This is a genomic window from Nocardia sp. NPDC058518 (genome assembly GCF_042719655.1).
GTDB lineage: Bacteria > Actinomycetota > Actinomycetes > Mycobacteriales > Mycobacteriaceae > Nocardia.
Genome location: NZ_JBHXNJ010000006.1, coordinates 166,826 through 188,922 on the forward strand (window position 1 = coordinate 166,826; position 22,097 = coordinate 188,922).

The following is a 22,097-nucleotide window of genomic DNA, read 5'->3' on the forward strand; positions in this document are numbered from 1 at the left end:
CTTCCGTATCAACAGCCTGCCATTCAGGCGCACCAGCGAGCAATGGCGCAACAATTAGAATTGGTGTAATTTGATAATGTGTCGATTATTGATCAATCCGGGATTCGCCCGACCAACATCGACGATCCGACCGCTCATCAGCTGCGACTCCTGCTGGCCCTTGCCGAAGAACTTCACTTCGGTCGAGCAGCACGTCGGCTGTATCTGACCCAGCCTGCCCTCAGTCAGCAGATCCGCTCGCTCGAGGAACGCCTCGGTGTCGCGCTGTTCCACCGATCCAGCCGCCGGGTCGAACTGACCGCCGCGGGGCACGCGGTGCTGCCTGCCGCCCGGAACGTGGTGGACGCAGCCGACGAGTTGCGCAACATCGCACGCCGTATGGCATCCGGGTCCGAACGGCTTCGGCTAGGTGTGTGCGAGAGTTTCGCCGCGCTGGATTCCACCCGCAACGTCATCGCCGCGCTGACCGAACTCCACCCCGATCTCGGTCCGGACATTCGAGTGCTGGATCGATTCAGCGATCAGCTCCTTGCCTTGCAGTCAGGCGAGATCGACGCGGCCTTCGCCCATTTTCCGGTGCCGGACGATCTGCACTGCGAACCACTCGCTGTCGAACCACGCTTGGCGTGCATCGCGAGCTCCGATCCGCTGACAGAGCGCTCGTCGCTACGCCTGACCGATCTCGCCGACCATCGGGTGATCAGCCTGGTATCACCGACATTCCGGGCAGGCCACGACTTCTGGTCGGTGAATCCGCGGCCTGACGGCTCCCCGGTCCGCTACTCCGCGCACCCGGGCTCGAGCTTCGAGTCACTGCTGTCCACCGTGTCCCTCGGCGGATCGGTCGCCTTCGTACCGGCGTCCGCGGCCGATCTCTACCCCCGACCCGACCTGCGCTACCTCGACGTCGAAGACCTCACCGAATGCACATTCGGCATCGCCTGGCACCCGGGCAACCCGGCTCCGGCGAAGTTGGCCGTCCTGCAAAAGGTCGTCAACGGCTGCGCGGACTAGGAGGTAGGGCGCTCGCGGCGGTGCGGGAAGGGGTCAAGGGCGACGTCGACCTCCATGATGGCTACGTATTCGGCGCCGTTTCCGTACATCACGTGGGGGGCGTAGCGGCGGCCGCCGGCGGCGGCGTGGAGGAGTTGGGAGGACTTGGGGGCAACTACGTCGCGGTCTCGGCCGATCGCGGTGCGGTCCGTGGTGATAGGGCCCGCGGTGTCGACTTCTTCGACGGTGATTTCCAGGTGGACGTCGTCGGTGCCGTCGAAGACCAGCGTCTTGTCGGAAGCGAACTTGTGGCGCTCACCCATCGAGAAGGTGATCTCGGTGTCTCCGACGCGGGCGCTCGGGCGGCCTGCGGTACCCGGCTTGCCTTTGTAGATCCGCCCGGCGACGTCGATTTCGTCCGGGTCCTTCTTCGACCAGTGCTGCAGCACGCCGCCGGTGAACAGGCCGTCGGACAGTTCCAGTGCGTGCAGGTACTTCAACCGGGCGGTGGTGGTGCGGACCTTCCTGGTCAGCTTGTGGGTCACCGTCGACATGCCGAGGTCGGCGGTGATCGCGAAGTGGTCCGACAGGTCGATGCCGCGCTCGAGCTCGTAGGGCTCCACCGCCATCCCGGTGACGTGGGCGGTGATGCGTTCACCCTGGTCGAGCAACGCCAGATCGATCCGCGCTCCCTTTCGCGTCGATACTCCGGTGCGGCGGGGGCGGCCTGGTTCGTAATTGCTGTCGCTGTCGTGGGGGCTGGTGATCGGGTCGGTGTGGTCCGCGGTCGCGGGCAGCCATCGCTTGTGTTCGAGCCACAGGTCGTCGGCGTCGGGCAGGTTCTTCGACAGGATCTCTCGGCCCGTCGCCGCATTGGCGTCGATATTGAAGTCGCCGACGATGACGACCGGCAGGTCGAGGTCGCGCACTCCCATGATCCAGGAGTCGAGGTGGCGCAGCTGGGCCTCGCGTTTCTCGGCCGCGCCGGTGCCGACGCCGGCGTTGGTCGGCCAGGCGCAGTCGAAGTTGCCGTTCTGCACGTGGGTGCCGACCACGTAGAACGCCGGTCCGTCGCTCGGCGAGACACGCACCATCGACGCGCCCTTGTTGGCCCAGCAGTCGACGCCGCAGCACGACCGGTAGACGGTGCCCCACACATCACCCTTGTGCCGTGCGTCGGCGAGCGGGGGTGAGAGGGGGTGGCGGCTGAGGATGAGCAGCCCACTGTCCTCTTCGGGGTCCTTCTCGTCGGGGCCTTCCACGTTGTGCGGGAACTTCGCCCTGACCGCCCTGATGAGCTGCGCGCGGTCGCTGTTGCCCATCATCTCGGCGAGCACCACCACATCGGCGGTCGATTCGGACACCCTGTCGATCAGCACCTTCAGCTGCTTGGCGCGGCCGCGACCCCCGTAGACCTTCTCGTCGACGATCGAGACGCCCCACATCTTCCCCGTGAACCGGTCCTGCGTGACGCCGAGGACGTCCACCCCGATCAGCGCGGTGTTGTAGAACATGACCTGGCGAGGTTTCTCCGCCCTCGAAGTAATTGTGCCGCCCTCGAATTGGCATACCGTCTTGTTCTCGCTGAACTCGGGCAGCCCGACGGGATAGCCGAACGGCCCGCGCTGCCGATGCGACCTCGTCCACAGCCCGTACACGCCGCCCTTCGGGACCGCGCCGACGACGCGTTTGCCGTTGTCGTGGGTGTAGCGGTACAGAACGCCGTTGGTGAAACGGCGGTAGGTGCCACCGATACTGTCGGTCGAAGCGGCATCGCTGGTCGCCTCGCCGAGCCACACGTGGTCGAGGATCGCGCGGAGGCCGGTGACGCCGTACCACCCGGCGAGCTTCTTCAGACTGACGGGATACGTCGCCGTCGACAGCTTCGAACGAACACTGATGGACATGGCAGAGCCTCCGCCGTAGCTGCGCTATTGCAGACTGATCAGGATCGGGACGAGACCCCGGCCATCGGTCAAGGGGCCCAACGCCTTTCCGATGATGGTGCCGAACGCACGCGTCGGCTCGGTGGCCTTCATCGCGCAGCCGGGGCTGTGTGATGTCGTGAGCAGATCGCCCACCCGGATGCTGCCGAAGCTCGCGTCCGCCCGGCACGACACTTTGCCCATGACCGAGATGGGCACTCGATGGTCGTCGGGTTCGGCGCCACGGTCGAACACGAGTCCGGGGCGATACCGACCGGCACCGGAAATCACGCCGACCACCGATTGATCGTAGGCGCTGGTACACGGGGTGAGCTTGCCGTCCTCACCCAGCACCATGACCATTCCGGCAGCCACGTCCGTGCCGGTGGCGACCTCGAAATCCTCGGCCGCGTCGGCATTGCTGAGAATTATGTCGCCCTTGTCGCCGTCGAGTTTGATCCGTTCCTCGTTCTTCCCGTCCTTGACGACGATGCTGCCGCGGACCTGAATGGTGCCCGGTGCCTGCTCCGCGCCGACGAGCAGCAGGGTGAACGGGACGCCGAAGACCTGGCCCGCGGCGAACTGAAGAACCTGGACGGCCTTCCCGGCGATCTCCCGGTGCATGGTCAGGCTGCCGTTCTCGTCGAGCCGGGCCATGACGTCGCCGCCCGCGTGTTTCAGCACCAGATCATGACCCTTGATGACGACATCTTCGTTGAAGTTCGGCATCGCGCACCTCCTCGGTCGCACCCGGCCGGCGACGGTGCACCCCGGACCTCATCGTGAGAGGTACACGCCGCTTTCAGGTGATGACTCCGATTGTCGGTCCGGGGCTGGGCACTCGGCGCGAGTAGTGCGGTACTCGATTCCGCGCCCACCGCCTACGGCAGTGCGCGCACGGCGAGCGCGGCATGGGCGCGGACATCGCCGGAGGCAGTGCTGTTGCGGCAAGTCCGCGCGCGGGAATGGATCACCGGAGGCGACCTGATCGCTGTCCCCAACGAGCTCTTCTACCGGTGGGCATCCGCCGACGAACAGGGCGAACTCGCCAAGGATCCGGCTCGTGCCATGCGCTTCAACGGCGTCATCACTCGCGCAAAGCTCATCGCCGTCGAGCGCGATCTGGCCCGCCACCAGCGGAACTGCGCCGAGCCGAGGGCCGGGCGGTGTAGCCGCCCTGACCTCTACCAACACATCCTGATGAGACTGAGCTGTAGTATTCGAACGGCATTTCTGCTGAATTGTGCGCAGTTTGAATACTCCCCGTGCGCCGAAGCTCGGCAGATGCGTACGTGGACATCCGAAAAGACAGTGTCCCGGCAGCGGTGCCGGTTCCGTCCAGTGCGCTCGCGCTGACGCAACTAACTACGACGAGGAGGGCGACGCCTGCAGTCTGACGGGGTCCGGATTCAGCCCGACTGCCGACACTCGCACTTAATCCGCAACCCCCGGTTCGACGAACTCGAGTCTGTCAACGAGGCTGGAGAGGAACTCCTGAGTTGCCGCATCGACGGCATAGAGGACGACCCCTCTCATACCCCTGGTCAATAGGACCTTGTATGTATTTCGTATAAGGATATCGAATTCCTCGTCGAAGAGTGTCCGACTTCTTAATTTTCTATCCTTGTTAGCATCCCGTCGTATTACGAGCGCTTGGTCCTCTACGACGATCTCTGGACCAAGAATGATACCTGCCCAGTCGAACTCAAATCCCTGCGCCGTATAGACGCAGCCAACCTGCTCGAAACCGCGGGGATCATTTGCCCATAGCCACTTCGGTGGGGGATCTCCGGCACCGCCGATTTTGTTCTGAAAACTGTTCCACGGCTTGGACCAGTTGCCGATTTTGATGTCGTCCACGAGCGCGCCGTCGGCATCCGGGTCGATGGTCCATTCCCAGCAATACCCAGCCATTATTCTCGCGCTCACCTTGTCAGTGATTTGAGAGCGTAAGAAGTCTTCCATCTGCTGTGGTGAGTTTGCTACCCTAACGGTGAAGTTGTCATCGCCCTTCCAAGGCGTCGGGCCCAAAGGCCGAAGTCCGAGAAGGTTCAATACCCATTCGTCATATGCCGCGCTCCCGCCGCAGCGGAACTGCCCGTCGAGGTTGATTTGAAAAACTGTCCTCCCCGCGCGCGCCGCGTGGTCTCGGATCAGGTCTACTGTTCCGACTTCATCGGGGCGAACCACTTGATTCTCATCGAGTAGAAAGACTGGGACATTTGCGATCTCGATCAACTCGTCGACTTGGGGGCGCTTCGTATTGGCAATCGCTCGAGTAAACCTGTCGGTTGAGGTTCTGCGAATGCGATGGGCCTCGTCGCAGATGACCACATCTAGCCACTGGTCCTGCATCGTGGTCAGGTTCTTGTAGTAGGTGATCAGCTTCTCTAGCCCGCGTTCCTGACGACCGTATACCCTTCGCATTGTCTTTGTAATTGCCTCCGACCCGGTCGCATAACGTACCCTGCGTCGGTCTTTATGTAGACGCATAAGCAGCGACATCGCGATGATGCTCTTGCCACTGCCTGGTCCGCCGGTCACAAGTACAACGCACTTCTGGTTCGACCGGTAAGCGAGAGTTACTCGGTTCAGGACTGCTTCGAACGCTAGTCTCTGATTATCTACCAACGAATCGCCAGCAGCGTAGAGCTCGGCTGGCGTCGACCTCAGCAGTGTCGTCCTCTGCCGGATCTCACTGTCCAACAGTCGCTCGGCCGCAGACAAACCCGATGTAGGGGTGAGCTGGGAACGCAGAAATTCTATGAAACCCTCACGTTGGTCGCCTGTGTACAAGCGTCCGAACTGGTCAGGTGGGAGTTCGAAAAGTGGCCGCACGAGCTTCTCTTCGGCGTTGTGTAGGTAGGCAACTCCGTGCAGAGCCTCGGGACGATCATGAAGCAGAGCTACGTCCCGTTGAAGGTATCGGCAGTAGCCCCGTACCTGGTCGACCGGATGCAGCTGGTCCCCGCGTGTGTGCAACGACCATACGAGCCGGTCGCTTCCCCACCCCAACTCCGCATGACTCCACTGCTTCAACTCCACGAGGACGTAGTTGTCCGCGCCAGTCTTGGGGTGTACCCCAGCCAAGAGCGCATCCACCCGCTGGCTCGAGCCAGGCAGCGAACACTCGATCAGCATGGCAACCTCCCCTAAGCCTGCCTTGATCAGCACCTTGGCAAGCGCTGGAAGACTGACCTCCCAGGACCGCCGCTCCGCCGGATTGCCCTTCTTCCCCGCGTTTTCGACGATGGCCGGCACCAGCTTCGCCTTCTTGGAAAGCGCGACTACCTCCCGAGCCGTCGAACGAAACGTCCGAAGTCTTGCGGCACTCTCGCCACGCTTCACCTTGACCGCCCCCTAATTCCTGAAATCGTTTGCAGCGCTGAGCATTCTGTCATGACGTGTGCGCCGAGTACGCCGATGAACATCAGCATGCTAGCGCGTCACAGCTCTTCACCTCGAGGATGCTGGTCGGCCGAGGATCGAGTGAGGGGTACGCCGCTGATTCGCGCCCCACCCTGTCAGATGGTTGCGTGACGGTGGGATCACCTCGCCTGCTGAAACGTCCCCCATGACATTCGACAGACTCCAGCGCATGGTCGCTGACTTCGCGACCGAACGGGCGTGAGAGAACTTCCATACGCCCAAGAATCTCGTCATGGCGCTGACCGGAGAGGTCGGTGAGTTGTCCGAGCTCTTTCAATGGCTGACCCCCGAACAAGGCCAGGCCATCATGGCAGCTCCGGGTCAACGAGCCCGCGTCGAAGACGAGGTCGCCGACATCCCCATCTACTTGCTTCGCCTCGCGGATGTCCTCGAGGTGGACCTAGCGGGTGTGGTCGAAGCGAAGATTCGGAGGAACGCTGATCGATACCCTGTTTCCGAGGTCTACGGCCGAGCTGTCAAATAACCCTGGGGCCTGAGCCACCTCTGCTAGTCCACTGTTTCCGAGAGACCTCAAGATGGTGGCGATCGTCGGACCGGCCGAGCGAAGGTGGAGTGGTGACGTCGACATGCTCGGCGAGCAGTTGGTGGTGCGGCTGATTCGACCTGTGGACTTGGGTGTCTTGCTCGTCGAGGTGGTCGAAACTCACGAGCACGGCGACGCAACCTTGGATGCTGCCCTACATCCGGTCCGCGCCTCGGGAGTGAAAGTGCACCGTCAAATTCTCTCCGGTGGAGGGACATTGACGCGTTTCGAGGTGTCGATTCCTGGTTGGTGAGGCGCTGATGTGGGAGTTGGCTTTCCCTGTCGCGCCTTGTCTGGCGGTGCTCGTTTGGTGTCTCCGTGGTGGGCATTGGGCAGTTGCGTTCACCCGCTCGCATGGATCGGACACAAGCCGGATGCGGGGGAATGACCATGTCAGCGACATTGGCCGCAGGTGAAGTTTGGCCTGTCAGCGTCACATTGCGAGCTCTGGCGTAGACGCGAAACGATGCTTACACCGTGCACAAGACCGAGCTCATCTCGATCGCGGCGGGAGGCCTGGTCACCGCTCTTGCGATTACACCGCTGCTGCGTCGTAGGCCGCGACGACCTCGGCGGAGATCCTGCCGCGGCTCGAAACCGTGTGTCCATTCTCTTTTGCCCAGGCGCGAATGGCGGCGAGATCGTCGCGGCGAGCGGACGGACCCGCTGTCACGGCCGTTCGGCGACCGGAGATCCTCCCCCGACCGATCCGTCGGGCGTAAGGCAGCCACTGGTCGAATGATTTACGCAGCTTGGCTGCGTTGGCCTCGGACAGGTCGATTTCGTAAGCAGCACCATCGATTTCGAAGGCGCCGGTATCTTCGGCGACGGAGGCGCGGTCGTAGTCGTCGATAAGGGTGACAACAACTTTGCACGCCATAGCTATACGTCCTGTTCGTTGTGTACGAGGAATTGCGTGCGCGTCGCCCGAACTGGTTGAGCGCGGTCGTCGGCAATCGTAATGCTGTTCGGCTCGACGAGAGGTTCGGCGTGCGCCGGGCAGTCCCGGGGCTCGTCAGCGCCTCGATCTGCGCTCGTGTCGACACCGCTTGGCACTGGCATTGTGCTCAGCAGTTCGCGCGGACGAAGAGCCTTCGCGTCTCGCCGCCGCTGTCATGGATGACTACGTACCGCCGAGGTTCCTTGTCGTCTTTCGCCGAATGTTCGTTGACGGCGTTGTTCGCCAGCGCATCGACCATGCCTGTCGCGTCCCAGTACGACTTCCACGACGATGGAACACCCGGAGCGAACGGGGCGAAGCCGGAGCGCTGTTTGAACTCGTCGACCGAGCTGCGGGGTATGTCAACCACCGCTACAGAGGTCCATGTATTGAAGCCGCCGTCGCGGTCGAACCAGACTGTGTTCGATCCCTCTGGGAAGATGACACCTGAGCACTCGGACATATTGCGCAGGCCTTCTGCTTCCTGTGAGCACCCGCTCAAGGCGATCGTGGTGGCGCAGACGGATACGCAGAGCCCGAGGACTCGGGTGACGGCGTGCCTCACAGCTTTCCGATCCATCGTAGTAGCCATGTCGCTTCACCTCGGGAACGAAAGCTGCGCGCCCATCCAGCCTCCTCGAGCTGGCGCATCTCGTTGTTGATATCGGTCCCGATATTGAGGCTGAGCGCTTCTCTCTGCAGCTTGTCGAAGTTGTAGAAGTCGTAGACGTAGACCTTGTAGATGATCTCTGCCTGCAGGCCACCATCCACCTCGGTGACGGTGGTGTCGCTTCCGACTGCCACGTCGTAGTGACCGAGCGCGTAGAACAGGTCGCCCTCTGTCTCCTCCGCGCCCAGCCATTGCGACGTCAGCTCGCGGGTGACGCCGCAGCAGGTATGGAATTCCTCCCATGCTGCGAAGTAGTCAGGGGCTGCCTCGGCGTCGATCAGGTCGGGGTGATCACCGCCACCGACGTAGCCGCCCGGCCGCGGTACTCATCGGGGTCCGGTCCCGGGTGCGCCGGTGGTGAGCAGGTCGGTGGGGGTGTCGCTGATCTGCACGGCGTCGGTTAGTCCGAGGGCCCGGGCGACCGCAGCGAGGACGGCGCGGACGTGGGCGTCACCGAGTTCGGCGCAGACCACCAAGCGGAGGTCGACCGGGATACCGCCGCCGAGGCTGACGGCCAAGTCCAGAAATCGGCGCTGGGCGCGGTCGAGCGGGCCGAGGTCGGCGGCGCTCAGCGCCCTCCAGCCCACGCGGGCGATGAGGTGGTGCCTGTCGTCGTTGTCGGTGACCAGGCGGGTGGTGATGTGGGCGCGGAGGCCGCGACGGTCGAGCAGCCCGGCAGAATCGAGCAGCTCGACCGCGGCACGCTGATGTCGGCCCTCGGCGAGGTCACCGCCGGTGATGAGCCAGGCGCGAAGCTTGTCGGTGGAGGCGGTGATGGGATCGGTCATGAGGTGAGCTCTCCTGGGCTGGTGGACGTGAACCGGTACGTGAAGCGGTGGTCGCAGCGGGACGGGCTGGCGGCGATCGCAAGATCGGCGCCGACACCGGTGGCGCGGGCGAGGGCGGTAGCTACGATCTGGGCATGCTCGGGGCCCAGGTTGACCAGTACATCGTGTGGGTCGATCAGGTTGTCGGTGGCGAGGCTTACCGCCAAGCGCAGCAGGCGCCCGGTCGCCCCGTCGGGGTCGGCGACGGTGGGCTCGCTGCGCAGTGCCGTCCAGTTCACCTTCGCGTACCACCATGGCCATCCCCCGGTGCTGAGGAAATCGATATCGGTGTGCTCGCGCACCGCGGGGTGCTCGAGCAGGCCCGCAGTATCGAGCAGATGCAGGGCCGCACGCTCGCACCGGTGTGACCGGTCATCGGTCGGCCAGCCTCGAAACAGCAGATCGCGCCGCTGCTCGGGGCTGTTTTGGGCCGGTGATGGCGTGGCGCAGCGCATCAGAGATCCTCGGTGAGCACGGTCCGGGTCTGCTGGAACCACGCGCGGGTGGCCGGGTAGCGGTGTCCGTTGCCGGTGTTGATGCGGCGGGCTCGGCGGCGGTCGCGATCGCGTGCGGCAGAGAAGGTCGGCAGCTCGTAACCAGGAACCTGCCCCGGATCCAGACCGGTTGTCGCACTGTGAAGTTCGGAGAACAGGGTCTGCGGCGACCACGGCGCGATATCGCGCGGGTCGTCGGGCTTGGGTGCATCGGTCACTGTCGCCACCCTGAGATTGGTGTCTGATCTGCGGTGTCGTCGAGCGGAGAGAGGTAGATCGAGCAGGCCATCAGCAAGCGGTGACATTCCGGCCCCCAGGAGGGGCGGGCGCTGACGAGCGGCAGCCACTGGTCGGCGATGCGTCGCCAACTGTCGGGACCGTGAGTCTCATCGGCGTACCTGCTGACGATGCGGGCCAGTGATTCGGCGACCGGCACACCACGTTCCGGCGCAGTCCAGGCGCGCAGCACGGTCGCGATCTGCTCGCGGGCGCCGAGGTCGACCCGCGACGGTTTCGGTCCGGTGTTTGGTCGAGGCGGGTCGGCGGGGTGCGGTCGGCGGTTGAGCCATGCCCCAGTGTGCCGCAGCCACATCAGCGCTCGGGGATCCCAGACGTTAGGGTCATCGGCGCCGGTGAGAGTGCGTTCGGCGTAGTCGAAGTCCCAGGGGCGATGGCGATGGCAGGCTTCGTAGTGGACTTCGTCGACCGCGGATGTCAGTGTGCCCACTGCGCGTCGTCCGATCGACTCGATTGCCGCACAGAGTGCTTCGGCTTCGCTGGGCAGATAACCCGGCGTGGCCGCGCGCGCAGCATCGTGGGTCGTGGATGTGGTCATGCGGGGTCTCCGATGCGGCGTGCGGCGAGGTCAGCGGCGAGGGCGCCACGGATCGGCGCGAGCTGGGTCAGGGCGTTGTCGAAAAGCCCAGCGCGCGCTGTCCGGCGTGCATGCGGGCCTCATCGCGGCAGTCGTCCGGGGTACGGGCGGCCCACTGGCCCAACAGGACTCTGAGGAAGTCGAGGAAGTGCACGGTCAGCTCACACTCGCGGGCGATCGCGGTACTTGTCCTTCACTGCCGTGGTGCGACAGGCCATGCGCTCTCGGCTCGCTCAAGAGCTGCGGCGCCGTCGGCGGCAAGGAAGACCGGGAACTGGTTGGCGGCGACGGGGTTCGGGTGCGCCTTCGTGGTGTCAGCGTGACGTTCGGCGCTGAACAGCGGCACCGATGCGGGATGGTCCGGGTAAAAGTCGGCCATGGTCGTTCCCCCTGAATGGTTGGCTGAGCTGCGGTTTCGGTGAGCGTAGCGGTGGCCACCGACAGTTTCCCTGGCTGCCACACCATTCGGACACGAAAACCATGTGCGAGCAGGGGATTTCGTGGGGAGGTGCCCGATTATCGCGCGAACTTTCGCTCCGACGTTCCCGACTCCGGCGCTGTCTACTCCTTCAGGGTGCGGTCCATCCCCATGGTCGCTGGCCTCGTTGCCCGCGCAAGCAGCCCAGCCGATAGTCGGCTTGGCGGCGGGCGTGGTCGGAGACCTCGGCGTGGCGTAGCGCGGACAGGCACAGCTCGAAGGATCGGATGTCGCGGATCACCGGGTAGCCCTTCCAATCGGTGACGCCGGAGCCGTAGGCGTTGGCAAACCGTTCCCATCGGTCTAGTGGGTCCGAGAGGGTCTCGGATTGGAAGGCGACGGTGGCTTGGTCCCATTGCGGGGGTCCGATGCAGCAGCGTTCCAGGTCGACGACGTGTCCACCGGTGGCGGCGGCCATGGTGTTGGCTGGGGACGGGTCGCCGTGGATGACACACCACGGGCTCTGCCATTCCAGCGCGTTCCACCATGTCGCGAGGTCTGCGGCATAGCGCCGCAGCCACGCCTTTTCCGTGTTGTCGGTAAGGCATTGGTCAATGTGCTCGGTGAAGTCGGGCAGGGTGAAGCGGGGCAGCCCGAGGTGGTTGGGCACGCGCAGCGTGTGGAGCCGTGCGAGCATCGTCCCGGTTTCGGCAGCATCGGCTGGACCACCCGATCCGAGATCTTCCCAGAAGGTGACAGGCCGGTCGGCCACCACTACCGGGTCGGGCACCAGCGGTTCGGGTGCACGAACGTGGTGGGAACGCAACCAATCCGCGGTGCGTAGCTCCCGGACCGCCGTCGCGAGTTCCCCGCGCTGGTGTATGCGGATGATGGTGGCGGTGTCGGTGCGCAGCCTCGACAACCTTGTCGAAGAACGCGACGTCAGGCTTCGACACTCCCCAGTCATCGGAGGTCGCGATGAAGTCGGTCGGCAGATCGAGACTACGAAGCAGGCCGCCCGCGCGCACGGTCTGGTTCCCGACGATGCCTACCCAGACACCCATCAAGCGTCAGGCGGTCAGCCAGTCCCGCCGAAATCGCTCGCGGTCCGGAACTGGGCTGTGCGACCATACCCACCCAGTCACGCCGATCGCCATCGCGATGGTGTGCTCGGACAGGTTCGAAACGGTAGCGAGTAGATCGTCGAAGGTGTGGGTCTCGACTATCGGCGGTTTGCCGCCGTAGATGTGTCGTATCTGAACAACTTCGCCTTGAACCTCGTAGTCGTAGTGCGCGGAAGCATTCCGGATAATCGGGCGAATATTCTCAGCCAACTCGGGGCACTCGACAGCTAGATCCTTGCTTACCTTGCCGAATGGCGCTCTTCCGGCCGTGGTGGTGTCGAGGACAGTGATCGTGCTGCGCGCTACTTTTAGTGCGTCTAGGACGGCGTTTCCGTACGCGCGATACGGGCCCTCCACCATCTTTGCTCCCACATCGAGTAGGTCATCGACCCATCCGGGGCGCAGCCGATCGTCGGTATCCAGCAGTTGAGTTAGCCGCTGATGCTGGACGATGAGCTTCCGCCAGGCGGCCGAGCATGTCGACAACAAGAAGTCGAAGTCATCAATCCATTGCGGATGCGCGGCGGCGGCAGCATCAAACGCGGTCTGGACTGCCGCAGCTCGACGTGCTCGGCGCTGTTGATCGTGCATCCCTCTCGAGACCGCTACCAGAGGGATCAAAGGGCGAAGCATCACCGGGTCTCGCTTGGCAACGTCGGCGAGTTCGGGAAACACCGATGCCAGCGAGGATCCGCTCGTGGCGGTAATCGCGTCGGTATCCAGCGGCGTCATCAAGCTGGCCGCTTTGATAATCACCTCGCAGGCGGCGTCCAACATGTCTTGACCGTCATGCATCCGCTGGCGGGCCACCTCAGCGGTCGGCGCGGTCAACGTCGTAAAGAACCCCACCGCCGCAGCACCGAAGAGCGATACGCCGGCGGTCAACGCCCGATGTGTTGAGAGAAGAGTTGGGTGAGCAGGGCTCGACTTGAGATCCACTGTGAGATCGAGCATCTCGTTGGCCAGGGCTAGGAGGTTTGACCAAGCGACCGCAGTGTCGGAGTCGGCGGGATCGTCGAAGTCGCCTTCTCCCATATGCAGTGGAAGTCGATCAGCCCATCCCAAGGTCGCTTCGATTGCTGTCACCAGCCCCTGCCGGAATTCGTCGACAGCCATGCGGTCACCGCTATCGGTGAACGCCAGATTCTGCACGAACTCGAGTCGTTCCTGTAGCCAAACCAGATCAGTGGCGTAATGCTGTGCACGAACTTCTGCTTGGCCATCGACAAGCTGCAGGTCCGAACCACACGTCGAGCATTGCTCGGCCGGGCCCGCGACGCCAACGACCTGCCCGCAGCCCTCGCATCCGAAAATGGTGAAGCTTATGCGAAACCCTTCGGTGGTCTTAGGTTGTTCACCAGGTACCAGTTGGGGTGAGCCGCAGATTACGCAACTGATCAGGTTGTCAGTGGTAAGTCCAGCGCCACACGCTGTGCAGCATTGCATCCGGCACGCTCCGTGAAGTCCTGCTTCTCAGGGGGTTGCCGTCGGCTGATCGCTCTGGGATGTCCCCGATGTCGATCGCAATCAACCCATACCAAGGTCGTTGTCGTCAAACAGGATTCGGGATTGTGACTCGCGCGTGCTTGGATTGCCTTCGGCTGTTCAGGCGGCGCGCTCGCCCCCCGACCCGTCCGACAGGTTGTCCCACGGCGCAGCTCGGACCTCGCGCGGCTGGATGTATCCGTACCGTGAGCGATGGCGGATGAGTCCGTTTCGATGCGGATACTGAAAGTATATGCGCACTAACAGTTTTCGATCCGATGTGCAGATACGTGAGTCGATGCCAGTACATTCTTGTGGCGAAAACTCGCCTTTTGAGGTTTCATGTAAGGGGAAGAGTCGCTGATCGGGCCTACTTAAGGCTGCGTTATGAACAACGGTCAACAGCAAGACTCTCTCGATTCCGCCCTCTGTGCGGGCTACCCACCTGATACGCCGAAGCGGTCCCAGCTGCACCGCGCCATTCCGAACGGACAGGCGCGAGGTGCGATCCAATGACCAGCGAAGAGGTCTGGCTGACCACCGACGAGGTCGCCGCGAGGCTGAAGATTCCACCAAAGACATTGGCTACGTAGGCATCTGCCAATCGCGGACCGCGGTTCGCCAAGATCGGTCGGTACCGCCGCTACTTACTGCGTGACGTCCAGCGATGGGAGCAGGCGCAGCTCGACGCTAACCGGCCTGAGTCGCCGCCCAGCGTTGGCCATTGACTGCACGGACCACCGTTCGATCACTCCCGGTTGTGCCTGTCTGTGGGTGATGCATGCCCAGGCGGTTTCGCGGTCACGGGGAGCCCTCGTCACATCCAATGCCCCGATAGGAGGTTTTGACCCCGATGCCTCGCCATGCCCTGCCGATCGGCACATACGGCAAGATCAGCTCCAAGCGGCAACCCAACGGCAGCTGGCGGTCAGCGACCCGCTACCGCGACGAGGATGGGGCAACTCGTCTTGTTCACCGCTTCGGCCCAACGAAAGGCCTCGCCGAGGATGCGCTCCGCCGCGCACTGGCAGAACGCACCGGCGCGCGCGGCACGCTGATAACCCGCGAAACGAAGCTCACTGAACTCGCCGACCTCTGGCTCGCAGAGAAGGCACTACAAGAGGGTGTGACTCCACAGACTCTGGATCTCTACCGTCGAGAAATCGATGTCTCGACCGACAAACGCGCCAAGCCTGATGCCATCAAGATCAAATCAGCGCTAGGTGGTCTGCGTATCTGGGAAGCATCGACCTCGCGGCTGGATGCCCATATCAAACGCATCGCGCTCAACGGTCACCGCGAGAAGGCGCGCCGTCAGCGAGTCATCCTGTCAGAAATGATGGGGATGGCCGTCCGGCATGACGCGATCGACCGCAACCCCGTCCGTGAGGTCGCTGACCTGCCGCGCAAGCACGCCAAGCCCCGGTCTGCCGACATGGCGACTCTTGCCCAATTGCGGGCTCAGCTCACCGATTGGGTCAATGGTGCTCCACTCGACGGATCGGCGGGCTATACGTATGGCCCCAAGCGCAACCAACGAGTCCTCGATGTCGTCGACGTCGAACTCGGTACCGGTCCGCGCCCGGGCGAAACTCTGGCGCTCCGCTGGTGCGATGTCGACCTCGAATCGCAGCCCCCGCGAATCACCTTCGCCGGCACCATCGTTCGCCTCAAAGGTAAGGGCCTGATCCGCCAACCGCGAACGAAGACCGATTCGGGCTATCGGACCGTGTTGATCCCGCCATTCGTCGTCGAGACCCTGCGCCGTGTTCTATCCGAAGCGGTTCCCAACGATCTCGACTTGGTGTTCCCAACCGCGACGGTGGCATCTGGGACCCGCACAACTTCAACCGCTTGTGGAAGCAGGCCCGGGGCGAGAAGTTCGCCTGGATCACCGCCAAGACCTTCCGCAAGACAGTTGCCACAATGATCGCGACCGTGCACAGTCCCGAGGACGCAGCCCGCCAACTCGGCCACTCAGGCGACGCGGTGACCCGCCGCCACTACATCGATCAACCGACTCAGGCCCCCGACTTCACGGAGACTTTGGAGCAGCTGAAACGATGAAAGCGTGACGTTTCCGTGACGCGGTGCCCTCAAAAGCAGAAAACCAGGGTCAAACGGTGACGTTTGCCCTGGTAGATGCTCCCCCATCTGGACTCGAACCAGAAACCTGCCGATTAACAGTCGGCTGCTCTGCCAATTGAGCTATAGGGGATTGCCCTGAGTGGTTAGACTCAGGCGGTCGGCCTTGGCGGGCTGACCGAGATGAAACTTTAGCGCATCGTGTCGCGGGAACCCAAATCGGGGCGCTACCTGCGGACATGCGGCGTATAACGATGTGCTGTCGAACGGTGGCCGGATCGACAGGGGTGGGGCCGCTGGGGCAGGATGGAGCCCGCACACAGACGTGGGAGGAGCTCCAGGAGATGCTGCGGTTGATCATCGGCGTAGCGGCCGGTTATGTGCTTGGCACGAAGGCCGGTCGGGCACGCTACGAACAGATCACCGCGGCCTCGAGAGCGGTCGCGGGTAGTCCGGTGACGCGCAAGCTGGTGTCGGTGGGTCGGCAGAAGCTGTCGGACAAGTTGAGCACGCAGCCGAAGCTGGAACCGATGGAGCCGATCGACGAGCGCACCACGGTACTGATCCCGCACAACCAACTGCGGCGCTGAGCCCTCTCCTGCTGCGGGCTGGGCGGTGATGAGGCGCGGCTGTTTTCGGTTCCGGGCACCTCGAGTTGTACGGAAAAGCGGTACAGTACAGGTATCTCGTACAAGGATGGGAATCCAATGACAGATACCGTGTCTGCCAGTGAAGCGCGGAACAGGCTGTTCCCGCTCATCGAAGAGGTCAACAACGACCGCACCGCGATCCACATCACCAGCAAGAAGGGCAACGCCGTCCTGCTGAGTGAAGAGGAGTTCAACTCGATGCAGGAAACCCTGTATCTGCTGCGCTCGCCTGCCAATGCGGCCCGGTTGGCGCAGGGAATCGCGCAGGCGGAGTCGGGCGATGTTGTGGAATTCCAGCCAGAAGGGGACCAGTGAGAGTCGTCTTCGTCAAGGTCGCTTGGGAAGATTACACACATTGGGTCAGTACCGACCGCAAGGTCGCGATCCGCATCAACCGCCTGATCGACGACATCGCCCGCGATCCGTTCAACGGTCTCGGCAAGCCTGAGTCGCTGCGAGGCGACAAGTCGGACTACTGGTCACGTCGCATCGACAGTGAACACAGGTTGGTCTATTCGGTCTCGGGGGAGACTGTCACGGTCGTGCAGGCCAGGTACCACTACTGAACTTTCCGAACTCGTGGCGTTCATCGCCCGACTCGACGGTGCGACCGGTTCGTTGATGGCGAATCGGCTCCCCGACAGTTCCGTGTATCCGAGGACGTAGTACCGCCCCGGAAATTGGGGTAGCCGGGTACTCGCGTCGGGCGCGCACACATCCTCGTACGTTCAGAGTGGACAGAAAATCTGCGGCTGACGTCGGCGTTCGGAGCCGCTCGGGAATCGAGGAGCACGGATGTCCACCGCATCTGTCGCACCCCGCACCGATCGCGAGGACTCGACATCGATGCCCTTCGGCAGCCACTGGTCTGTAGGAGTAGCCACGGCTCTGTAGGAAAGGAATCATCATGTCCGACACCATCTCTGCCGAGCGGGCGGCCGGCGTCGCGTTCGAATCGGTGGTACCCGTCGAGAAGCCGTTGCAGACCGACCTGTCGTTCATGCCGGAACTGCTCGAGGTCGATCTGCTGGTGCGTGCGGCGGAGGCTCGCGCCAAGTTCAACGTCGACGGGTCCGGTATGACCGTTGCCGTTCTCGACACGGGGCTCCGCACGACGCACGTCGATTTCGCGGGCCGGGTACGTGCGGGCCGGAACTTCACCTCGGACAACAACGGTTCGCCCGACGATCCGGGCGACGGTCAGGGCCATGGAACCAACGTCGCGGGCATCATCTGCGCCGGCGGCGTGCACACCGGGATGGCACCGCGCGCGCATATCGTGCCCGTCAAAGTCCTCGGCAACACCGGCGGTGGCAGTTTCCTCGCGATCCGCGACGCACTGCGCTGGGTGCTGGCCAATCGAACATCGCTCGGCATTTCCGTCGTGTGCATGTCCCTCGGCGCCTCGGACAACAACACCTCGGACGCGAATTTCGCGGGTGACGGCATCGGCGACGCCATGCGGGAACTCACCGACGCCGGGGTCGCCTGCTGTGTCGCGGCGGGCAACGACTACTTCGGCCACAACAGTGGTCAAGGCATGAGTTACCCGGCGATCTTCCGCGAGACGATCAGTGTCGGCGCGGTCTACGACGCCGACGAAGGATCGTTCAGCTACGGCTCCGGGGCGACCGCCCTGTCGACGGCTCCGGACCGGATCACGCCGTTCTCGCAGCGCTTGCACTCGAACGTGGGTGGCGATTGCGCGACCGATGTCTTCGCGCCCGGCGCCCCGACGACCTCGTCGGGAATCCGCAACGACAGCGGCGAGTCGATCCAGCACGGCACCAGTCAGGCCACGCCCGTGGTCGCCGGCGTCGTGTTGCTGATTCAGCAATTCCATCTGCGGGTGGCGGGGACGATGCCGTCGGTCGCGCAGGTGCGCAAATGGTTGCTGGCGGGCGCCGTGCCGATCGTGGATGGCGACGACGAGCACGACAATGTCGTTCACACCGGGCAGACGTTCAGCCGGATCAGCGCGTTCGGTGCGCTCACCGCCTGCGCGAAGGATGTCGCGAGGTCGGCGCTGATCGAAGCGGGCATCGACCGGTCGCGGGTGTAGTTGCGATGAACGCCGCGCGGTCGGCCAGGCTGTTCCTCAGTCATTCGAGCCGGGACAGCCGCGAAGCGGTCGCGCTGCGGGCGTGGCTGATCGAGGCGGAGCCGGGTCTGGCGGGCGAGATCTTCCTCGATCTCGACCCGGATACCGGGATTCCGGGCGGCGTCCGATGGAAGGACGCCTTGCGCCGGGCGGGCGACCGCTGCGAGGCGGTCATCTGCCTGTTGTCGAACAATTGGGACAGTTCTCATGAGTGCAAGGTCGAATACCGCCATGCCGAGACCCTGAACAAGCCGATCTTCACCGTCCGCCTCGAACCGTTGACCGGGCGCGACATGACCAGTGAATGGCAGCGTTGCGACCTGTTCGGGGACGGGCCCAAGACGGCGATATCGGTGGACGGGGAAACGGTCGAGTTCCTGACCGAGGGGTTGCAGCGGCTCCGGCACGGCCTGCGGGCCGCGGGCATCGGCGCCGACACCTTCGGCTGGCCACCGCCGGGCGACCCGGGCCGCGCACCTTACCGCGGATGGGAACCGCTCGAATCCGTCGACGCCGCAGTCTATTTCGGCCGCGACGCGCAGATCGGGCGGGCGATCGACACGGTGCGCGGGCTGCGCAACGTCGGTGGCGGCCACCTGTTCGTCGTGCTCGGTCCGTCCGGGGTGGGCAAGTCGTCGTTCGTGCGCGCCGGGTTGCTGCCGCGCTTGGCCCGCGACGATCGCCACTTCCTCACCATGGAAATCGTTCGGCCACACCGTAAAGCGCTCACCGGCGACGCCGGATTCGCGCGGTCTGTCCACGCGCTGCGCGTGGGCGTCGGACTGCGCCGGCCCGGTCTCACCGAGATCGAGGACGGCGTCCGCGACATCGAACAGGTGCGGGCCTGGCTGATCGAAGCCCAGCAGGCCGCGCGGGAGCGTCTCCTCGACTCGGCCGAGGACCCGGCGCCGACGCTGATCCTGCCGATCGACCAGGCCGAGGAGCTGTTCGGCCCCGAGGCGGGTGAACAGGCGGGGGTGCTGCTCACCCTGCTCGGCGGCCTGCTCGACCGCGAGCGCGGGATCGCGATGGTCGCGATCGCCACCATCCGCTCCGACCGCTACGAACCGCTGCAGACCGCACCCATGCTGGCCTCGGTCGCGGTGCGGCCGTTCGACGATCTGAAACCGATGCCGCAGGCCCAGTTCAAGGAGGTCATCGTCGGGCCGGTGCGGCGGGCGAGGGAAGCGGGCGCGGCGTTGTCGTTCGCCCCGGACCTGGTGGAACGTCTGCTCGACGACTGGTCACGCGGCGCCGACACCCTGCCGCTGCTCTCGCTCACCCTCGCCCGGCTGTATCGGGACTACGGGGACGGGGAGATCACTCTCGCGCACTACGAATCCCTGGGCGGGTTGCGGCGGGTCGTGCAGCGTGAGGTCGACGAACTCCTCGACACCGATCCCGAGGTCCGTGCCGGTCAGCTGGCGATCTTGCGACGGGCATTCGTGCCATGGCTGGCGACGATCAACTCCGGCAACGACCAGCCGATGCGCCGGCCTGCCCGCTGGTTCGATCTGCCGCCGGAGAGTCATCCGCTGCTCGAGGAGTTCGTCGCGCGCAGGCTGCTGGTCAAGGACGAGCGTGACGGGGCGGTTGTCGTCGAGGTCGCGTTGGAAAGCCTGCTGCGCCAATGGGATACGCTCGCCGACTGGCTGCGGGTGGAGGCTGCCGATCTGGAGGCCGCCGACAACATCGAGCGGGCCGCGCAGGCGTGGGAACAGAACGGGCGGCGCGGCGAATGGCTGTTGTCGGGGTCGCGGCTCACCGACGCCGAAGCGCTCGCGGCCACGCCGGGCTTTCGGGAGCGACTCAACCCTGTCAGCGGTTTGTTGCTGGCCTCGCGACGTGCTGAGGACCAGCGATTCGACGAGGAACGCAGGCACCGGGAGGGCGAGCTGAAGGCGGCCAGGGAACGCCAGCAGGCGGCGGAAACGTTGGCGGCCACGGAAAGTCGGGCCAAGGAGGACGCGCAGCGCAGCGCGCGGGCATTGCGGCGGCGGTCGCGGATTCTGCGGGCGGCGCTGGCGTTGACCATGGTTGCCGCGCTGGTCGCGGGGTTCCTGTGGGTGCGTGCCGATCGGGCGCAGGAGCGCGCTGTAGCGGAGAGCCGCCACGCGACAGTGCTGGCGTTGTCGGCGAATTCGCAGCTCATGCTCTCGGGAAGGTGGCCGGGCAAGAGCAACGACATTCTGGGAATGCAGATGGCCATGGCCGCGTATCGCATTCCTACAGAAACCAAGCGGGAGTTCGCTCTGCTCAACGCTGTTCACCAGCAAGGAAAACTCCGAAAAATCGTCCACATGAACGAGGCCGACGTCGCCAGTGTCACCTACAGTCCGGACGGGACACGGATCGCGGCCACCCGTGGTACCGCGATCCAGCTGCTCGACGCCACTACCTGGAAGCCGATTGGTGCTCTGCTGACGGGTCACGCGTCCGAGGTGACACGCATCGCGTTCAGTCCGGACGGTGCTCGCCTCGTGTCCGCGGGCCGCGATGGAACAGTGAGGTTGTGGGACACCGGGTCCCAGCAGCAGATCGGTGCCGAAATGCGCGGCCACACCGAAGCGATCGTCGGCGCCGCATTCAGCCCGGACGGCCGCCACATCGTGTCGGCAAGCTGGGACAAAACCCTCCTGCTCTGGGATACCGAGACGCACCAGCAGGTCGGTGAGATGACCGGGCACACCAGCCCGGTGACATCGGTGGCGTTCGGCGAGGGCGGGCTGATCGCCTCGGGCGACATCGGCGGCACCGTCCGTCTGTGGGACGCTCAGTCTGGACTGCCCTCGGGCGAGCCGTTGACCGCGTACACCGATAGTGCGGTGAACAGCATTGCCTTCGACCGGAGCGGTGACCGGCTCGTGGTCGCGGGATTCGATCTCCAGCAATGGGATACCAGGACCCACCGGCCGATCGGGGAGCCGCTACGCGGCCATACCGCAGCTGTAGAACAAGTGACCTACAGTCGCGACGGCACTGAGATCGCCTCGGCAAGCGATGACAAAACGATCCGGCTGTGGGATGCCACGACGGGTCGGCAACTCGGAGAGCCGCTGGAAGGGCACGAACTCGTCGTGTCCAGCGTCGCATTTCACCCCGACTCAGGTCGAATCCTGTCCGGCAGTCTGGACTCCACCCTCCGCGAGTGGGAGGTAGGCGGCGGGCGAACAATGCACCACGGCGCCAAGGTGTTGGGCGCGGACGTGAGCCCGAACGGCAGTCATATCGTCTCTGGCGGTGCGGACGGCACTGTCCGGCAATGGGATATCGCCACCGGGGCACAGATCGGTCCCCTGATCCGCGGCGAACACGGCAATTTCCAGTCCACCGAATACACAATCGAAGGCACACAGGTGGAGTCCCTCGGGTTCAGCCCCCAAGCCCTCGCCTGGACCGAAATTCGGTTCTGGGATGCCACATCGGGCGCGGCGATGGGGGGGGCCGACGCCCCCGCCCCCCCAAACAACCCAACACCACACCAGACCCCCGGGATAGTATAAACAAAATCAGCAGCCCGCCCCACTAGAGTGGGAGA

Annotated in this window: 23 protein-coding genes and 1 tRNA gene; 10 read left to right on the top strand and 14 right to left on the bottom strand. The window is 64.2% G+C overall.

All coding sequences use genetic code 11. The features are described from left to right. The first annotated feature begins 78 nt into the window (after positions 1-78). Positions 79-1,014 carry a LysR family transcriptional regulator gene (locus ACFWPX_RS13480; protein ID WP_378927645.1) on the top strand — a complete coding sequence of 312 codons (936 nt, stop codon included), beginning with the start codon at positions 79-81 and terminating at the stop codon, positions 1,012-1,014. On the opposite strand, the gene ACFWPX_RS13485 is transcribed toward ACFWPX_RS13480, so the two are convergent. The 3 genes from ACFWPX_RS13485 to ACFWPX_RS13495 form a co-directional block, all read right to left on the bottom strand. Then, the gene (locus ACFWPX_RS13485) at positions 1,011-2,900 is read right to left on the bottom strand and encodes an endonuclease/exonuclease/phosphatase family protein (RefSeq protein WP_378927646.1); all 1,890 of its coding nucleotides are present in this window, start codon (positions 2,898-2,900) and stop codon (positions 1,011-1,013) included. The genes ACFWPX_RS13480 and ACFWPX_RS13485 overlap by 4 nt on opposite strands. Positions 2,901-2,924: 24 nt before the next feature. Next, positions 2,925-3,647, bottom strand: coding sequence for a hypothetical protein (locus ACFWPX_RS13490; protein WP_378927647.1), 723 nt, complete (start codon positions 3,645-3,647; stop codon positions 2,925-2,927). Positions 3,648-4,352: 705 nt separating this feature from the next. After that, positions 4,353-6,266, bottom strand: coding sequence for a DNA/RNA helicase domain-containing protein (locus tag ACFWPX_RS13495; RefSeq protein WP_378927648.1), 1,914 nt, complete (start codon positions 6,264-6,266; stop codon positions 4,353-4,355). 313 nt (positions 6,267-6,579) lie between these two features. Between ACFWPX_RS13495 and ACFWPX_RS13500 the strand changes: the two genes are divergently transcribed. Both ACFWPX_RS13500 and ACFWPX_RS13505 read left to right on the top strand, forming a co-directional pair. Further along, positions 6,580-6,831 carry a nucleotide pyrophosphohydrolase gene (locus tag ACFWPX_RS13500; protein WP_378927649.1) on the top strand — a complete coding sequence of 84 codons (252 nt, stop codon included), beginning with the start codon at positions 6,580-6,582 and terminating at the stop codon, positions 6,829-6,831. Between the two features lie 52 nt (positions 6,832-6,883). Further along, on the top strand, positions 6,884-7,144 hold the full coding sequence (locus ACFWPX_RS13505; protein ID WP_378927650.1) for a hypothetical protein: 261 nt from the start codon (positions 6,884-6,886) through the stop codon (positions 7,142-7,144). Positions 7,145-7,426: 282 nt separating this feature from the next. Here ACFWPX_RS13505 and ACFWPX_RS13510 read toward each other — a convergent pair whose 3' ends face one another. The 10 genes from ACFWPX_RS13510 to ACFWPX_RS13555 form a co-directional block, all read right to left on the bottom strand. Beyond that, on the bottom strand, positions 7,427-7,771 hold the full coding sequence (locus ACFWPX_RS13510; protein ID WP_378927651.1) for an Lsr2 family protein: 345 nt from the start codon (positions 7,769-7,771) through the stop codon (positions 7,427-7,429). Positions 7,772-7,958: 187 nt separating this feature from the next. After that, complete coding sequence (locus ACFWPX_RS13515) at positions 7,959-8,423, bottom strand: hypothetical protein (protein ID WP_378927652.1); 465 nt, start codon at positions 8,421-8,423, stop codon at positions 7,959-7,961. Continuing rightward, positions 8,393-8,635, bottom strand: coding sequence for a hypothetical protein (locus ACFWPX_RS13520; protein WP_378927653.1), 243 nt, complete (start codon positions 8,633-8,635; stop codon positions 8,393-8,395). The genes ACFWPX_RS13515 and ACFWPX_RS13520 overlap by 31 nt, the downstream gene beginning before the upstream one ends. Before the next feature lie 192 nt (positions 8,636-8,827). Continuing rightward, positions 8,828-9,289: a hypothetical protein gene (locus ACFWPX_RS13525; RefSeq protein ID WP_378927654.1), complete on the bottom strand. Its 462-nt coding sequence runs from the start codon at positions 9,287-9,289 to the stop codon at positions 8,828-8,830. Next, positions 9,286-9,783, bottom strand: a complete 498-nt coding sequence (locus tag ACFWPX_RS13530; protein WP_378927655.1) for a hypothetical protein — start codon at positions 9,781-9,783, stop codon at positions 9,286-9,288. Before ACFWPX_RS13530 ends, ACFWPX_RS13525 begins: the two co-directional genes overlap by 4 nt. Then, positions 9,783-10,040, bottom strand: a complete 258-nt coding sequence (locus ACFWPX_RS13535; protein ID WP_378927656.1) for a hypothetical protein — start codon at positions 10,038-10,040, stop codon at positions 9,783-9,785. Before ACFWPX_RS13535 ends, ACFWPX_RS13530 begins: the two co-directional genes overlap by 1 nt. After that, positions 10,037-10,657 carry a hypothetical protein gene (locus tag ACFWPX_RS13540; RefSeq protein ID WP_378927657.1) on the bottom strand — a complete coding sequence of 207 codons (621 nt, stop codon included), beginning with the start codon at positions 10,655-10,657 and terminating at the stop codon, positions 10,037-10,039. Before ACFWPX_RS13540 ends, ACFWPX_RS13535 begins: the two co-directional genes overlap by 4 nt. A gap of 232 nt (positions 10,658-10,889) precedes the next feature. After that, positions 10,890-11,075, bottom strand: coding sequence for a hypothetical protein (locus ACFWPX_RS13545; RefSeq protein ID WP_378927658.1), 186 nt, complete (start codon positions 11,073-11,075; stop codon positions 10,890-10,892). 190 nt (positions 11,076-11,265) lie between these two features. Then, positions 11,266-12,036 (bottom strand): phosphotransferase enzyme family protein, encoded by a 771-nt coding sequence (locus ACFWPX_RS13550; RefSeq protein ID WP_378927659.1) that lies wholly within the window; start codon positions 12,034-12,036, stop codon positions 11,266-11,268. Positions 12,037-12,184: 148 nt separating this feature from the next. Continuing rightward, positions 12,185-13,684 (bottom strand): hypothetical protein, encoded by a 1,500-nt coding sequence (locus ACFWPX_RS13555; RefSeq protein ID WP_378927660.1) that lies wholly within the window; start codon positions 13,682-13,684, stop codon positions 12,185-12,187. Between the two features lie 892 nt (positions 13,685-14,576). Here ACFWPX_RS13555 and ACFWPX_RS13560 point away from each other — a divergent pair. Together ACFWPX_RS13560 and ACFWPX_RS13565 are read left to right on the top strand one after the other, a co-directional pair. After that, the gene (locus ACFWPX_RS13560) at positions 14,577-15,653 is read left to right on the top strand and encodes a hypothetical protein (protein WP_378927661.1); all 1,077 of its coding nucleotides are present in this window, start codon (positions 14,577-14,579) and stop codon (positions 15,651-15,653) included. Next, the gene (locus ACFWPX_RS13565) at positions 15,650-15,790 is read left to right on the top strand and encodes a hypothetical protein (RefSeq protein WP_378927662.1); all 141 of its coding nucleotides are present in this window, start codon (positions 15,650-15,652) and stop codon (positions 15,788-15,790) included. Before ACFWPX_RS13560 ends, ACFWPX_RS13565 begins: the two co-directional genes overlap by 4 nt. A gap of 78 nt (positions 15,791-15,868) precedes the next feature. Here ACFWPX_RS13565 and ACFWPX_RS13570 read toward each other — a convergent pair. Further along, positions 15,869-15,941 (bottom strand) — tRNA-Asn (locus tag ACFWPX_RS13570). Between the two features lie 211 nt (positions 15,942-16,152). Between ACFWPX_RS13570 and ACFWPX_RS13575 the strand changes: the two genes are divergently transcribed. The 5 genes from ACFWPX_RS13575 (at position 16,153) to ACFWPX_RS13595 (ending at position 22,062) form a co-directional block, all read left to right on the top strand. Further along, positions 16,153-16,398: a hypothetical protein gene (locus ACFWPX_RS13575; RefSeq protein WP_194828634.1), complete on the top strand. Its 246-nt coding sequence runs from the start codon at positions 16,153-16,155 to the stop codon at positions 16,396-16,398. 117 nt (positions 16,399-16,515) lie between these two features. Next, complete coding sequence (locus tag ACFWPX_RS13580; RefSeq protein ID WP_378921130.1) at positions 16,516-16,773, top strand: type II toxin-antitoxin system Phd/YefM family antitoxin; 258 nt, start codon at positions 16,516-16,518, stop codon at positions 16,771-16,773. Next, positions 16,770-17,024, top strand: coding sequence for a Txe/YoeB family addiction module toxin (locus ACFWPX_RS13585; protein ID WP_378921132.1), 255 nt, complete (start codon positions 16,770-16,772; stop codon positions 17,022-17,024). The genes ACFWPX_RS13580 and ACFWPX_RS13585 overlap by 4 nt, the downstream gene beginning before the upstream one ends. A 341-nt stretch (positions 17,025-17,365) precedes the next feature. Next, positions 17,366-18,520, top strand: a complete 1,155-nt coding sequence (locus ACFWPX_RS13590) for a S8 family serine peptidase (RefSeq protein ID WP_378927663.1) — start codon at positions 17,366-17,368, stop codon at positions 18,518-18,520. 5 nt (positions 18,521-18,525) lie between these two features. Next, the gene (locus tag ACFWPX_RS13595) at positions 18,526-22,062 is read left to right on the top strand and encodes a TIR domain-containing protein (RefSeq protein WP_378927664.1); all 3,537 of its coding nucleotides are present in this window, start codon (positions 18,526-18,528) and stop codon (positions 22,060-22,062) included. The last annotated feature ends 35 nt before the right edge of the window (positions 22,063-22,097 follow it).